The following is a 14,041-nucleotide window of genomic DNA, read 5'->3' as shown; positions in this document are numbered from 1 at the left end:
ATCAGCGGCACGCCGACCCATCAGCGCCCGAAAGCGCAAAAACAAAAGGCAGCCCCAACCGGAGCCGCCCCATGGAAACATCAGCCGATAAAGTCCTTGTAGGCGGCTTCATCCATGTAGTCGTCCATCTGGGACAGGTCGGATGGCTTGATCTTAAAGAACCAGGCCCCTTCCAGCGGGTCGTCGTTCACCTTACCCGGCTCGTCCACCAAAGGATCGTTCACTTCGACAATTTCACCGTCCAGCGGTGCCAGAATGTCAGAGGCCGCCTTCACGGATTCAATCACACAGACTTCTTCGTCCTTGGTCACTTCTGTGCCGGCTTCGGGAAGTTCAACAAAAACCACATCGCCCAGTTGCTCGCTGGCGTGTTCAGTGATGCCCACCACCACAACATCGCCCTCAACCCGCAGCCATTCGTGCTCTTCGGTAAATTTCATGTGCTTGCTCTCCTGTTGCTCAACGTTTGAAATTGGCAGGCACCAGCGGCATCTTCGCCACTGTCACAGGCATACGTTTGCCCCGTACCTCGCCAAAAATTTCTGTTCCGACAGCGGCCTGTGCCGCGCCGACATATCCCATGGCCACCGGGCCTTCGTAGGTCGGACCAAAGCCGCCAGAGGTCACTTCCCCAATCGGATCGCCCCCTTCCGCAGCGGCAAAAAGCTGCGTGCCCGCGCGCATCGGGGCCCGCCCCTGTGGCGCAAGCCCCACGCGTTTGCGGGCCACACCCTCTGCCAGATCGCCATAAATACGATCCGCACCGGGGAACCCGCCAGCGCGCGCACCATCTGCGCGGCGCACCTTTTGAATGGCCCAGGTCAAGGCTGCCTCAATCGGGGAGGTGGACGCATCAATGTCATTGCCATAAAGGCAAAGCCCGCCTTCCAGACGCAGGCTGTCACGCGCGCCAAGACCGATGGGTTCCACGTCGTCCATGTCCAGAAGTTTGCGGCAAAGCCCCGCAGCCTCAGTCTCGGGGATGGAAATCTCATAGCCGTCTTCACCGGTATATCCAGACCGGCTGACCCAACAGGCCACCCCATCCAGCTCCACCTCGGCAAAATCCATAAAGGCCATATCGGCCACCGCCGGGTTGAGCCGCGCCAAGGCCGCTTCCGCCGCAGGCCCCTGCAAGGCCACAAGCGCGCGATCGGTGATTTCTGTCACCACAACATCCGGCGCAAGAGCCGCTTTCATGCGCGCAATGTCAGCCTCTTTGCAGGCCGCATTCACCACCACAAACAGGTGATCCCCACGGTTGGCAAACATCAGGTCATCTTCAATGCCGCCAGCCTCATTGGTAAAAAAACCATAGCGCTGTCGCCCAGCACCCAGCCCAAGCACATCCTGCGGCACCAGCGTTTCAAACGCACGCGCAGCGTCCTCATAGCTCTTTGCTTGCAACACCACCTGCCCCATGTGGCTGACATCAAACAGGCCAGCGGCCTGTCGCGTGTGCAGGTGTTCTTTCATCACGCCAAGCGGATATTGCACAGGCATGCTATAGCCCGCAAATCCCACCATCTTGGCGCCGAGTTCTACATGCAGATCAAAAAGCGCTGTCTGTTTCAGCTCTTCCATTTGCGTCGCCCTCTTGCTTCCGGGCGTATCCATCAAATGGTCACATCCGGCATCCCATTACCGCGTACTGACGTACACGAGCGATGCCCCCTCTGTCCCTGCGCCTGAGATCGTTATCCCTTCGGCGGATGCCCTGATCTGAGCATCACTCTCCAGAGTGTTATGTCGGTGGTCGGTCCCGTTGGCCTGAGAGTTTCCGGGGCGGTTGCTCCTTCGGCACTGGAAAATCCAGTTCTCCCGATTCACCTTAACCGGAACCTAGTGTGCGATTTACGAGGTGGCAAGTCACTATATCGCGTAATTTTATTGCGCGATCACCGTTGCTTATTGCAGCACACGAACGGGCCTATGCCGAGCACCGAACAGGCGCCAAAATACTAAGCAACGCCTGATTGTTGCAAGTCAGCGTGTCCAGCGTGACCTCATCAAGCTTTTTGTAGAATGCCTCCGCCGCATCATGCAGCGCATCCCGCAAACGACAGGCAGACACCAAAGGACAGGTGTCATCCACATCGGCAAAACACTCCGCCAAAGGCACCGGTGCCTCCATCTCCCGAAAAATCGCGCCCACCTGAATTTCGGAAGGTTCATGCGCCAACTCAAGCCCCCCATTGCGCCCGCGATGGGTTTTCAGAACCTTCATCAAAGCCAGTTGATGGATCACCTGCGCCAAGTGGTTTTCAGATGCGTTACACGCTTTGGCAATCTCGTGTTTGGTGACCAACCGTCCACGGTTTGCCGCACAAAACATCAGCACGCGCATGGCAATATTGGTCCGTTTGGTGATGCGCATCTGGCTGCCTTCTTCAATGCACCGCGCAAGGCGGCCAAGTGGCAGAATACTGTCAGACACCTTTTTGTGAGGCATTGACATGGATCAACACACATGGTCGGTCATACTCTCATGAGCGGATCTTACTTCTTCGGCTACGGCAGCCTCGTCAACTTGCACACCCATGGCTACGATGAAGCCCATAATGCAACCCTGCATGGATGGCGCCGTGTCTGGTATCACACATCTCTTCGGCCCATTGCCTTCCTGTCCGTGGAGCGCCACGCCGCAAGCCAAATCCACGGACTGATCGCTCAAGTCCCCAACAATGATTGGGCCGCACTGGATGAAAGAGAATTTGCTTACGACCGCATTGGTATCTCAACACAGGTGGCACACCCGTTGTCTGACGCGCTTGATGTTGCGGTGTATCAGGTCTCGTCCGATCACAAAATCGAAGAAGACATTCAGCACCCGATCCTGCTGAGCTATATTGATGTGGTCGCACAGGGATTTCTGCATCGTTTGGGCGAAGACGCCGTGGCCGATTTTTTCACAACAACGCAAGGATGGGATGCGCCGATACACAATGATCGCGCCGCACCAATCTATCCGCGCCATCAAACGCTCACAGGCTCAGAAACCGCAATGGTGGACCACCACCTCAAAACACTTGGTGCCAAAATCATAGACTGACCCCGATCCAAAGGTGAGCAAGCTCTCTTTGGTCTCTGAAAGTGTCAGCAGCGCTCTGCTTCAAACACCGCTGACACTCCGCAGAGCACCGTCAGCCAAGCATCAATTGATAGCTGGCAGGCGCGTATTTATAGCCACCGTCATGTGTTTCAACATATCCCACACCGGGCCAGGGCATGTGGTAGCCCACAAAGGGAATCTGATCCGCAGCCAGCATGTCCAGCATCTTACGACGGGTCGCTGCGGCGGCGGCCTTGTCGCGGTCAAATTTCACTTCCCAGTCCGGATAAGCCAGCGACCAGACATAGTGATTGGCAAAATCCGCAGCAATCATAAGCTGCTTGCCCTCACTCTCGATGCGATAAGCCATATGGCCAGGCGTATGACCAAAGGCAGCTTCCGCCGTAATCCCGCTGGCCACGCTGGCACCGGCTTCAATCATGTCAAAGCGCTCTGCATTTGGGCGGATCTTGCCCTCAAAGGCCTTATTGCTGTCACTTGCGGCCCAAGCATCAAATTCCACACGCCCGGTGACATGCTTCGCATTGGCAAATGTCACACCGTTTTCACCGGCCACACCCCCAACGTGGTCTCCATGCATGTGGGTGATCACCACTGTGTCGATCTGATCCGCCGCATATCCCGCCGCCTCCAGAGCGCCAGTGATGCTCTCCGGGCTCAGCCCTGCGTCAAACAAGACAAGCTCATTACCGGTGTTCACCACGGTTGGCGTAAAGAAGAACTGCGCCGCGTCGGTTGGTATATTGGCTGCCGCAGAGACCTCCGCAAACTCTTCACCACTGACATTCATACCAAAAATGTTTTGCGGGTTTTCAACGGTTCTTGTGCCCACCAGCAAAGTGGTGACTTCAAAATTGCCAAGCTTCATGCGGTTAAAACGGGTCATGCCAACCCCCTTCATCTCCGCTTTGGCCCGCGCCATTTGCGGTGCAATGGTGGCCGCAATCGGCACCGCCGCCGCACCCGCAATCAATCCACGCCGCGTCACTCCAGTCTTATTTGACATTGGTCCTCTCCCGCTGCTGTCAAAATATCGTCTGTTGAATGTAATAGCGTTGTTACGCAAAGCCCCAGTGTTTGGATGCATTTTCACACAAAGGTGACACGGCGTGGGGCATACGGTGTCACCTGTGAAATAAGCGCAAAACAGCCCGAACAGTGGACAAGACGCGCAACTTGTGGAAATGGAAACCCCAACAGGAGAATCTGATGACCACCACCCGTTTCGCCCCCTCGCCCACTGGCTATATTCACGTTGGCAACCTGCGCACTGCGCTGATGAACTACCTGATCGCCCGCAAAGCCGGCGGCACCTTTATTCTGCGCATCGATGACACAGACCCAGAGCGCAGCAAGCAGGAATATGTGGATGCCATTCAGCAAGACCTCGAATGGCTTGGCCTGACATGGGACCGCATCGAAAAGCAATCTGACCGGTTGGAGCGCTATGAAGATGCTGCGCAGCAACTGCGCGACATGGGCCGCTTCTATGAGTGTTTTGAAACACCAACGGAACTGGATCTGAAGCGTAAGAAACAGCTCAACATGGGCAAGCCTCCGGTCTACGACCGTGCCGCACTGGCGCTGTCTGACGATGAAAAGGCCAAACTGCGCGAAGAGCGCGGCAACGGCCACTGGCGCTTCAAACTCGATCACGCCCGAATTGAGTGGACAGACGGCATTCTGGGAGACCGCTCGATTGACGCGGCCTCCGTTTCTGATCCGGTGCTGATCCGCGCAGATGGTCAGTTCCTCTATACGCTGGCTTCGGTCTGTGACGACATCGACTACGGCATCACCGATGTTGTGCGCGGCTCTGACCACGTGACCAACACCGCCACCCAAATTCAGATCATCGAAGCACTGGGCGGCGCTGTGCCAAACTTTGCACACCATTCCCTGCTGACCGGCCCACAGGGCGAGGCGCTCTCCAAACGCCTTGGCACATTGGCGCTTCGCGATCTGCGTGAAGCGGGTGTGGAGCCCATGGCGCTGCTGAGCCTGATGGCCCGTCTGGGCAGCTCTGATCCGGTGGAACTGCGCGCCAATCTTGACGAAATCGCCGAGGGCTTTGACACCTCCAAATTCGGTGCCGCGCCCACCAAGTTTGACGTGAACGATCTCTACCCGCTGACCGCCAAAGTGCTTCACGAAAAACCCCTCGCAGAGGTGGCCGACGCCATCACCGCAGTGGGTGTGCCCGCCGACAAGGCCGAGCGTTTCTGGAACGTGACCCGCGACAATATCACCACGCTCAACGACTTGGGCAAATGGTGGGATCTCTACACCAATGGGGCCGAGCCAGAGATTGACGACGAGGATAAAGAGTTCATTGCAGAAGCCATGAAACTCCTGCCCGAAGGTCCGTTTGACGACGACACATGGTCCACATGGACAGCCGCCGTCAAAGAGGCCACAGGCCGCAAAGGCCGCGGCCTCTTCATGCCGCTGCGCAAGGCTCTGACGGGTCAGAAAAATGGTCCAGACATGGCCTCCCTGATGCCACTGCTACAGGTCATCAAAGCACGCGGCTGATCGCCATATTGCAAAAACAAGAAAAGGCGCTCCCCACTGGAGCGCCTTTTTCTTTGCCACCCTCTGGGGCACCACCTGAGCGTTAGCTTAAGCGGCTTGGGACACCACCTTGTTACGCCCATCACGTTTGGCCACGTACAGCGCCTGATCCGCCGATGTGAGCGCCTGATCAACATCACAGGCCTCCCCCATAGGCTTGAGACCAATGGAAACGGTCACTTTCAAAACCTCTCCTTCCAAATGCACCTCCTGCTGCGCCACAGCGGCACGCACCAATTCCGCCAAAGCCACGGCATCCTCCGCAATAACGCCCGGACAGAAGGCCACAAATTCCTCCCCCCCAAATCGTGCAACCACGCTGCCTTGGCCCGCTTGCGCATGGATCGTCTTGGCCACGGAACAAATCACTTTGTCACCTACGTCATGCCCAAACGTGTCATTGATATTTTTGAACTTATCGATATCGGCCATCATCAGCGCCCCAGATCTCTGTCTTCCGAGATCTTCCAGTCGCTCAAAAAACGCGCCCCGATTTAAAAGTCCGGTCATCTGATCATGGGTCGCAAGATAGGTCAGACGCGCATTCAGTTCATAAATCCGCAACATCATCTGCGCCGCCACATAGGAGGCGATCGGAGCAACAATCAACGGAACCGATACCGCGGGAATGAAGGCGACAGAACTCAGCCCCGTTGGTGACAAAAACGCTGTAATGATCAGCGAAGCCAGAACGGAACTCGCCGTAACAATAAGAACAAAAAGCCACTTCTGCCGAGTATTTGTAACACGCATGGCGCCCTCTGATGACCGTTTACTGGCACGATAGCATAAAAAGAATAAAGGAGTTCTGGATCCGAAAAAGGAAACTAGAAATTTTCAGAGAAGCCCACGCCAATTCAGGCTACGGGCTCCTCTGCTCAATTGAACTGAATTACGTTTTTGCCGCGCTTTACACGCGTCAGCTTGGATCGCGGAACCGGTTCACAATCGGATAGCGGCGATCCAGCCAAAAGGCTTTCTTGCTCAACCGCGCACCGGGGGCAGACTGAAAGCGTTTGTACTCGCTGATGTAGACCAGATGCTCCACCCGCTTAACAGTGTCCCGATCATATCCGGCGGCCACACAATCGGCGACGGATTTATCCTCATCCACCAGCATGTAAAGGATCGCATCCAGCACGTCATAAGGCGGCAGACTGTCTTCATCCTTCTGATCCGGGCGCAGCTCCGCAGAGGGCGGCTTGTCGATGATGTTCACCGGAATAACCTCACCCTCTGGCCCCATCATCCAGTCGCGATGCACCGCATTGCGCCAACGCGAGGTCTCAAACACACGGGTTTTATACATGTCTTTGATCGGGTTATAGCCACCCGCCATATCGCCATAAATCGTGGCATAGCCCACCGCGACCTCCGATTTATTGCCCGTGGTCAGCAGCATCTCGCCAAATTTGTTGGACATGGCCATCAACAGCAACCCGCGCAGACGGCTCTGGATGTTTTCTTCGGCCAGACCCTCTTCCATGCCCGCAAAAAGCGGTGCCAGCGTATTGGTGATTGCCGCGCGCCCTTCGGCGATGGGCACATAGTCGTAATGCACGCCGAGACGCTTGGCGATGTCTTCGGCGTCATCCAATGAGCCTTGCGAGGTATACTCAGATGGCAACATCACACAGCGCACATTCTCAGCCCCCAACGCATCCACCGCAATGGTGGCCACCAGCGCGCTGTCGATGCCGCCAGACAGCCCAAGCAGCACCTTCTTGAAACCACTCTTGCCCATATAATCGCGCAGCGCTTCAACACAGACGCGATAATCCTGCTCTTCGCCGGCAGGCAAAACCGCCTTGGGCGCGTCCTGACACCGCCACCCATCCGCAGTGCGCTCAAAATCAATATGGGCCACCGCCTCATCAAACACCGGCAACTGCATCGCCAGCTGCCCACCGGGATTGAGAACAAAAGAGCCGCCATCAAACACCTGATCGTCCTGCCCGCCCACCATATTGAGATAGACCAGAGGCAACCCGGTTTCGATCACCCGCGCCACCATATGGTTGATGCGCCGGTCAAACTTGTCACGGTAGTAAGGGGAGCCATTGGGCACCACGAGGATTTCCGCCCCGGTTTCCTCCAAGGTTTCCGGCACGTCTTCAAACCAGGCATCTTCGCAGATCGGCGAACCCACCCGCACCCCATTCACGTCATAAGGGCCGCCCATAGGGCCCTGTGCAAAGAGACGCTTTTCATCAAAGACCGTGTAATTGGGCAAATGGTGCTTGCGTTGAATATGCGCAATCTTACCACCTTTGAGCACAAAATAGGCATTAAACAGATCGCCATTTTCGCGCAGCGGCCCGCCAACCGTCACAACCGGCCCCTCGGCACACTCCCGTGCCAGCGCCTCAATTTCGGCCACCGCAGCATCCTGCAACGCCGGCTTGAGGATCAGATCCTGCGCGTTGTAGCCCACGATGAACATTTCAGGAAAGGCCACCATATCTGCGCCGGCTGCCTTGGCCTGCGCCCATATTTCACGCACTTTATCGGCATTGCCCGCCAAATCCCCCATGACCGGATTGGCCTGTGCCAACGTCAAACGGAATGTATCGGCCATATCTGCTCTCCTGTGCCAACAGCTTTGAGATGAGATGTAGCAGAGATCACAGCGAGGAAAAGTGCAAAGCATACCTTCACGAAAGAGGAAGTTTCGCGCCCTTTGTGCGTGATCTCGCAAAACCGTTTGCTCCGAAAGAGCCCTTGGCCTAAAATCATGTTAACGCCCTGCTCTACAACGCATGGCAGATTTGGGGAAAATTCGGGTCCAAAATTATGAGAAGAACTCAGGCACTTACTCTAGCCATCCTGCTGGTAGGCACATCGGCCTTCGCGCAGGACAGCCAAGTTCTGACCAAGCAATATGACGACGGCGGCGTATACGAAGGCACCTTCAAAGGTGGGCTTCAACACGGAACCGGCACTTACCGTTTGCCCAATGGCTATGAATATGAAGGGGAATGGATCGACGGCGAAATTCGCGGACAAGGCCTCGCCCGTTTCCCAAATGGCTCCGTCTATGAAGGCAGCTTTGCCAAAGGCAAACCCGATGGTTTTGGCAAAATCACCTTCACAGATGGCGGCACCTACGAAGGCGACTGGTCCGACGGTAAGATCACCGGAACAGGGGTGGCGCTCTATGCCAATGGCGTGCGTTATGAAGGCAGCTTCCAAAATGCCAATCACCACGGCAAAGGTGTGATGATCAGCCCGGCGGGCTATCGCTACGAAGGGGATTGGATCAATGGTGTCAAAGAAGGCCTTGGCAAAATCACCTACAAAGACGGCACCATTTATGACGGTGAGATCAAAGCAGGTGAGCGCGCAGGCCAGGGCCGTCTGACAATGCCCGGTGGGCTGATTTACGAAGGCACATGGGCCGCAGGTCAGATCGAAGGCGATGGCACCCTGACACAACCCAATGGCGACATCTATGTTGGTCAGCTTGTGGGCGGTCAGCGTCAGGGACAGGGCACCGTGACCTATGCCAATGGCGACACATATGCAGGTGATTTTCAAGCCGACCTGCGCCATGGCGACGGCACTTTCACCGGCACTGACGGCTATGTCTACACAGGCAACTGGGTGGGTGGCCACATCGAAGGCAATGGCAAAGTCACCTACCCGGACGGCTCCATCTATATTGGTCAATTCAAGGATGATCTGGCCGATGGTCAGGGCAAAATCACCTATACAGACAATTCAACCTATGAGGGGGATTGGAAAGCTGGCGTGATTGATGGTGTTGGCAAAGCGACTTATTCCAATGGTCTCATCTATGAAGGTGAATTTCAAAGCGCCAAAAACCACGGTCGTGGCGTGATGACCTATGCCGATGGCTATCGCTACGAAGGCGAATGGCAAAATGGCCAGCGCGAGGGCATGGGCAAAGCCTCCTATGCAGATGGCACAGTCTACACAGGCCAATTCACCGCCGGTCAGCGCCACGGCATTGGCGAAATTGTCATGCCGGACGGCTTCAAATATGCGGGCGAGTGGCAAAATGGCGAAATCGACGGTGTCGGCACCGCAACCTATGCCAATGGCGACGTCTATGAAGGCACATTCAAAGCCGGCAAACGTCAGGGAGAAGGCACGATGAAATACGCCTCCGGCGAGGAGCGCAGCGGAAACTGGAGCGATGGCACCCTCTCCGAAGCCGCCCCACAAAACGACGGCTGACCCCTCTATTTCCGTGAAGCAGCAAAGCCGCGCCCCTCTGCGCGGCTTTTTTATGGGCTACCAGACAACCTTTGCACCAGAGTAGTCAAAGAACCCGCCGCTGTCCTCAGCCTTCAATCCATCAAGCACCGCAAGCAACTTCACGGCGGCGGTCTGCGCGGAGTGTTTTTCATGGCTGGGATAATTGGCCGTAAAAGCGGTCTCGACCGTGCCGGGATGCAGCGCCACACAGACTGCCTGCTTGTGACTGCGCGCCAGTTCAATGGCCCCAGAATGGACAATCTGATTGAGCGCCGCCTTTGAGGCGCGATAAGAATACCAGCCCCCTGCGCGATTATCGCCAATCGACCCAACCCGCGCCGACAGGGCTGCAAAAACACCGCGCTCCCTACGGGGCAGTAAGCGCGCCGCATGTTTGAGCACCAAAGCAGGCCCAATTGTGTTGACCGCAAATTGCGCCGCCAGTTCCTCTGCACTCAGATCACGCAGAGATTTTTCTGGTCCTGTGCGTGTGACCGTCAGAGCCCCCGAAGCCACAAAAATCAGATCAAACGCCCCAGTGAGCGCCGATAGCGCGCGATCCGCCTGTTCCGGCTGCGTCAGATCGAAACCATCCCGACTGCGTGAGAGACCAACAACCTCCCCGCCCTTTGCCCGAAGCGCCTGTGCCACAGCCGCGCCAATGCCACCACTATCCCCAATCACCAAGGCCCGCATGCCGCGCCCTCCTTCTGTCTCTTTCGCATTACGCAGCATGACCCCGCTTGGATCCAACACTGCGCAGCAGATTGCCCCGTGCAAGATCCACGCAATTTTGCTCTTTTCATTTATCAGACGGCATGTATAAATCGCGCCCATGATGACCAACGCCCATATCGCAAACACTGCGCGCCTTCCGGCGCCTTTTGCGCGTGGCCTTGACCTACTCCTAGTCCGCCTCTGAGCGTGACCCTGTCGGCGCGCGTGCTCAGAGGAGAATTGGACGCGTCACACTTGCCCACACCACTGGCGAAGACAGATATCAGGACCGTAGGAACATCCTCGTGAAAATCGCATATCACACTGATCCAAAATCGTTTTTATGCACCTACAGCTCTAAAAAAGCGCTGCGCCAGCCCTTGTATTCAGGCATCTGTGTCACCACACAGCCTGCCGCCCCGCATATCTGAATAGGAAGCTCCCCATGTCCGACAACCGCGTCGTTATTTTTGACACCACCCTGCGCGACGGCGAACAAAGCCCAGGTGCCACCATGACCCATGATGAAAAGCTCGAAATTGCCGAGATGCTGGATGACATGGGCGTGGACATCATCGAAGCCGGTTTCCCAATCGCGTCGGAAGGCGACTTTGCCGCCGTGTCCGAAATTGCCAAACGCTCCAAGAATTCCCGCATCTGCGGTCTGGCGCGGGCCAATTTTGCTGACATCGACCGCTGCTGGGAGGCGGTGAAACACGCGGAGAAAAACCGCATTCACACCTTCATCGGCACCTCCCCGCTGCACCGGGCCATTCCCAATCTCACCATGGATGAGATGGCCGACAAGATCCACGAAACCGTCAGCCACGCCCGCAACCTCTGTGAAAACGTACAATGGTCTCCCATGGACGCCACCCGCACCGAATGGGATTACCTCTGCCGCGTGATCGAAATCGCCATCAAGGCGGGGGCCACCACGATCAATATCCCCGATACCGTCGGCTACACCGCCCCCATGGAAAGCGCGGATCTGATCAAGAAGCTGATCGAGACCGTGCCGGGTGCGGATGATGTGATCTTTGCCACCCACTGCCACAATGACCTTGGCATGGCGACAGCCAACTCACTGGCCGCTGTGGCGGGTGGCGCGCGTCAGATTGAATGCACCATCAACGGTCTGGGCGAACGTGCGGGCAACACCGCGCTCGAAGAAGTCGTGATGGCGCTCAAGGTGCGCAACGACATCATGCCATGGTCCACGGGCATCGACACCACCAAGCTCATGAACATCTCCCGCCGTGTGGCCACCGTCTCTGGCTTTCCGGTGCAGTTCAACAAAGCCATCGTTGGCAAAAACGCCTTCGCCCATGAAAGCGGCATCCATCAGGATGGCATGCTCAAAAACAAAGAGACCTTTGAGATCATGCGCCCCGAAGATGTGGGCCTCTCCGGCACCTCCCTGCCACTGGGCAAACACTCCGGCCGTGCGGCGCTGCGCGACAAGCTCGAACAGCTGGGCTTTGAAGTGGCCGACAATCAGCTCAAGGACATCTTTGTGCGTTTCAAAGAGCTGGCCGACCGCAAGAAAGAGGTGTTTGACGACGACATCGTGGCGCTGGTGCGCGCGGGCAGCGGCGAAGATGAAGCCGACCGCCTGCAACTGGTCTCCATGAAAGTGGTCTGCGGCACCGGTGGCCCGGCGGAGTCTACTGTGGAAATGGAAGTGGACGGCAAAGACATCACCGCCACCTCCGAAGGTGACGGCCCGGTTGATGCGACCTTCAAAGCGATCCGTCAGATCCACCCCAACACGGCCCGCCTGCAACTCTATCAGGTACACGCCGTGACCGAAGGCACCGATGCGCAGGCGACTGTGTCTGTGCGTCTGGAAGAAGACGGCGTGATTGCGACAGGGCAGTCAGCCAACACCGACACGGTGGTGGCCTCCGCCAAAGCCTATATCCACGCGCTGAACCGCCTGCTGGTGCGCCGTGATAAGGTGGGCGAAGGGGTAGATGCCAAAGAGGTCTCTTACAAAGACCTCGCCTAAACAAGCACTTCACACCGAGCTGTGCCTGCCTGGGTAGGCGCAAATGCGCCTGCCGGGGGGCAGGCAGGCGCAGCTCAGGACGCAAAGCGTCCTTCACACCCAATCCAATCCCAATGTATTGTTTAGTTTGAAAGGTTTTCCCATGTCGAAGTCAACATTTCCGCTCACCGCGTCCTGCCTATGCGGGCAGATAAAGATCACTGTTGACTCTGAACCAATTTTGACACTTGCGTGCCATTGCCAAGACTGTCAGAAACTCACCGCTAGCGCCTTTTCAATGACAGCCATGTTGCCAACGGAAGCGACATCAATCGAAGGTCAGCTAACATCCGGCGGTCTTCGTGGGACAGAAAAAACGCATTATTTCTGCAAATCTTGCCTGAGCTTCATCTATACTCAGATGCATTACGCGCCGGAGCGCGTCAACCTTCGCACGGCAATGCTCCAAGAACTCTCGTGCAACGCACCTTTTGTTGAACTCATGACCGATGAAAAATTGCCATGGGCGCAAGTTCCGGCACAACATAGCTATGCCCAATATCCCGAAACATCAGACGAGTTTCATTGGCTCTTGAGCGAATACGCCAATCAGTCCTAAGCCAAAGCTGCTCATAGCACTCACCCACTCTAAGGCATTGCTTCTCTCCGGGAACAACACCCCAAGGGTCTGAGCCAGCGCCGCCCTCACCCAATCAGCATATCCCCTGCCAGTCCCAGCGCAAAGCCCGCCACGGCCCCCAGCGCTGGCGCATAAAGCCCCGGCTCATGCGCCTCGGGCGCAATGTCCTGAAACACCAGATAGAGAATACCTCCGGCGGCAAAGATCATGATGCCGCCCAGAATTTCAGGATCATCGGACAACACCGCAAATCCAATCCCGGCACAAAGCGGCCCCAGCCCGGCCAGCGCAACAAACACCAAAAGCACCTTACCCGCGCTCAGCTTGCCCTGCGCCCAGATGTCGCGAAAGGCGGCGAACCCTTCCGGCAGATTCTGCAAAAACATCATCACCGCCAAAAGCTTCGCCGTGGCCGCCTCGGTCACCAGCAGGGCTCCAAGCGCCATGGCTTCAGGCAGAAAATCCAACAGCATCGCCAGAACCAACGCACCACTGCCCCCTGCCCGCGCCAGCACCCAATCCACAATGGCAAAACACAGACCACCCGCCAGCAAGAGCCCGACAGCCAGCGCAGCAGGCAAAGCCTCCGCCCCTTCCGGCACCAGCACCAGCGCAATAGCAGAGAGCAACGCTCCGCCGCCAAAAGCGGTCACAGATTTGAGAACCCGCGCCTCCACAGCACGGTTGGAAATATGCTCCCAGCGGGCCAATGCGCCCCCAACGGGGATCGCCAGACCGGCAAACAAAGATAGCAAAAGCGCGTAATGAATGGGTTCCATGTGGCCATGCTACTCCGGCGCAGGCATTGCGCAATCCTTTTGTGACA

General features: G+C 56.7%; 13 protein-coding genes and 1 riboswitch. Of the genes, 5 read left to right on the top strand and 8 right to left on the bottom strand.

Features of this window, described 5'->3' with window-relative positions; genetic code table 11:
* Positions 1-80: 80 nt before the first annotated feature.
* The 3 genes from gcvH to SHM7688_RS06630 all read right to left on the bottom strand — a co-directional run bounded on the left by gcvH (position 81) and on the right by SHM7688_RS06630 (position 2,377).
* Positions 81-440, bottom strand: coding sequence for a glycine cleavage system protein GcvH (gene gcvH, locus SHM7688_RS06640; RefSeq protein WP_058239155.1), 360 nt, complete (start codon positions 438-440; stop codon positions 81-83).
* Positions 441-459: 19 nt separating this feature from the next.
* On the bottom strand, positions 460-1,584 hold the full coding sequence (gene gcvT, locus SHM7688_RS06635) for a glycine cleavage system aminomethyltransferase GcvT (protein WP_058239154.1): 1,125 nt from the start codon (positions 1,582-1,584) through the stop codon (positions 460-462).
* A 163-nt stretch (positions 1,585-1,747) separates the two neighbouring features.
* Positions 1,748-1,834: riboswitch (glycine riboswitch) on the bottom strand.
* Between the two features lie 96 nt (positions 1,835-1,930).
* Positions 1,931-2,377, bottom strand: a complete 447-nt coding sequence (locus SHM7688_RS06630; protein WP_058239209.1) for an RrF2 family transcriptional regulator — start codon at positions 2,375-2,377, stop codon at positions 1,931-1,933.
* Positions 2,378-2,470: 93 nt separating this feature from the next.
* Here SHM7688_RS06630 and SHM7688_RS06625 point away from each other — a divergent pair, with 93 nt between their 5' ends.
* Positions 2,471-3,052 (top strand): gamma-glutamylcyclotransferase family protein, encoded by a 582-nt coding sequence (locus tag SHM7688_RS06625; protein WP_223229265.1) that lies wholly within the window; start codon positions 2,471-2,473, stop codon positions 3,050-3,052.
* Between the two features lie 91 nt (positions 3,053-3,143).
* Here the strand turns inward: SHM7688_RS06625 and SHM7688_RS06620 are convergent, their stop codons facing one another.
* On the bottom strand, positions 3,144-4,079 hold the full coding sequence (locus tag SHM7688_RS06620; protein WP_058239152.1) for an MBL fold metallo-hydrolase: 936 nt from the start codon (positions 4,077-4,079) through the stop codon (positions 3,144-3,146).
* A 203-nt stretch (positions 4,080-4,282) separates the two neighbouring features.
* On the opposite strand from SHM7688_RS06620, the gene gltX reads away from it, so the two are divergent.
* Positions 4,283-5,608, top strand: a complete 1,326-nt coding sequence (gene gltX, locus SHM7688_RS06615) for a glutamate--tRNA ligase (protein WP_058239208.1) — start codon at positions 4,283-4,285, stop codon at positions 5,606-5,608.
* Between the two features lie 87 nt (positions 5,609-5,695).
* Here gltX and SHM7688_RS06610 read toward each other — a convergent pair whose 3' ends face one another.
* Together SHM7688_RS06610 and SHM7688_RS06605 are read right to left on the bottom strand one after the other, a co-directional pair.
* Positions 5,696-6,400, bottom strand: a complete 705-nt coding sequence (locus SHM7688_RS06610; RefSeq protein ID WP_058239151.1) for a GGDEF domain-containing protein — start codon at positions 6,398-6,400, stop codon at positions 5,696-5,698.
* 166 nt (positions 6,401-6,566) lie between these two features.
* Positions 6,567-8,225 (bottom strand): NAD+ synthase, encoded by a 1,659-nt coding sequence (locus tag SHM7688_RS06605; RefSeq protein WP_058239150.1) that lies wholly within the window; start codon positions 8,223-8,225, stop codon positions 6,567-6,569.
* A 215-nt stretch (positions 8,226-8,440) separates the two neighbouring features.
* On the opposite strand from SHM7688_RS06605, the gene SHM7688_RS06600 reads away from it, so the two are divergent.
* Positions 8,441-9,847 (top strand): MORN repeat-containing protein, encoded by a 1,407-nt coding sequence (locus SHM7688_RS06600; protein WP_058239149.1) that lies wholly within the window; start codon positions 8,441-8,443, stop codon positions 9,845-9,847.
* A 57-nt stretch (positions 9,848-9,904) separates the two neighbouring features.
* Here SHM7688_RS06600 and SHM7688_RS06595 read toward each other — a convergent pair whose 3' ends face one another.
* A complete protein-coding gene (locus SHM7688_RS06595) occupies positions 9,905-10,564 on the bottom strand; it encodes an SDR family NAD(P)-dependent oxidoreductase (RefSeq protein WP_058239207.1) in 660 nt (219 codons plus the stop codon).
* Between the two features lie 466 nt (positions 10,565-11,030).
* Between SHM7688_RS06595 and SHM7688_RS06590 the strand changes: the two genes are divergently transcribed.
* Together SHM7688_RS06590 and SHM7688_RS06585 are read left to right on the top strand one after the other, a co-directional pair.
* The gene (locus tag SHM7688_RS06590; protein WP_058239148.1) at positions 11,031-12,596 is read left to right on the top strand and encodes a 2-isopropylmalate synthase; all 1,566 of its coding nucleotides are present in this window, start codon (positions 11,031-11,033) and stop codon (positions 12,594-12,596) included.
* Between the two features lie 43 nt (positions 12,597-12,639).
* Entirely contained in the window at positions 12,640-13,194 is a 555-nt protein-coding gene (locus tag SHM7688_RS06585; protein WP_223229266.1) for a GFA family protein, read from the top strand.
* 86 nt (positions 13,195-13,280) lie between these two features.
* Here SHM7688_RS06585 and SHM7688_RS06580 read toward each other — a convergent pair whose 3' ends face one another.
* Positions 13,281-13,994, bottom strand: a complete 714-nt coding sequence (locus tag SHM7688_RS06580; RefSeq protein ID WP_058239146.1) for a ZIP family metal transporter — start codon at positions 13,992-13,994, stop codon at positions 13,281-13,283.
* Positions 13,995-14,041 lie beyond the last annotated feature (47 nt).

It is taken from the genome of Shimia marina, from assembly GCF_001458175.1.
Lineage (GTDB): Bacteria > Pseudomonadota > Alphaproteobacteria > Rhodobacterales > Rhodobacteraceae > Shimia > Shimia marina.
This window is presented reverse-complemented; position numbering and strand designations above follow the sequence as displayed.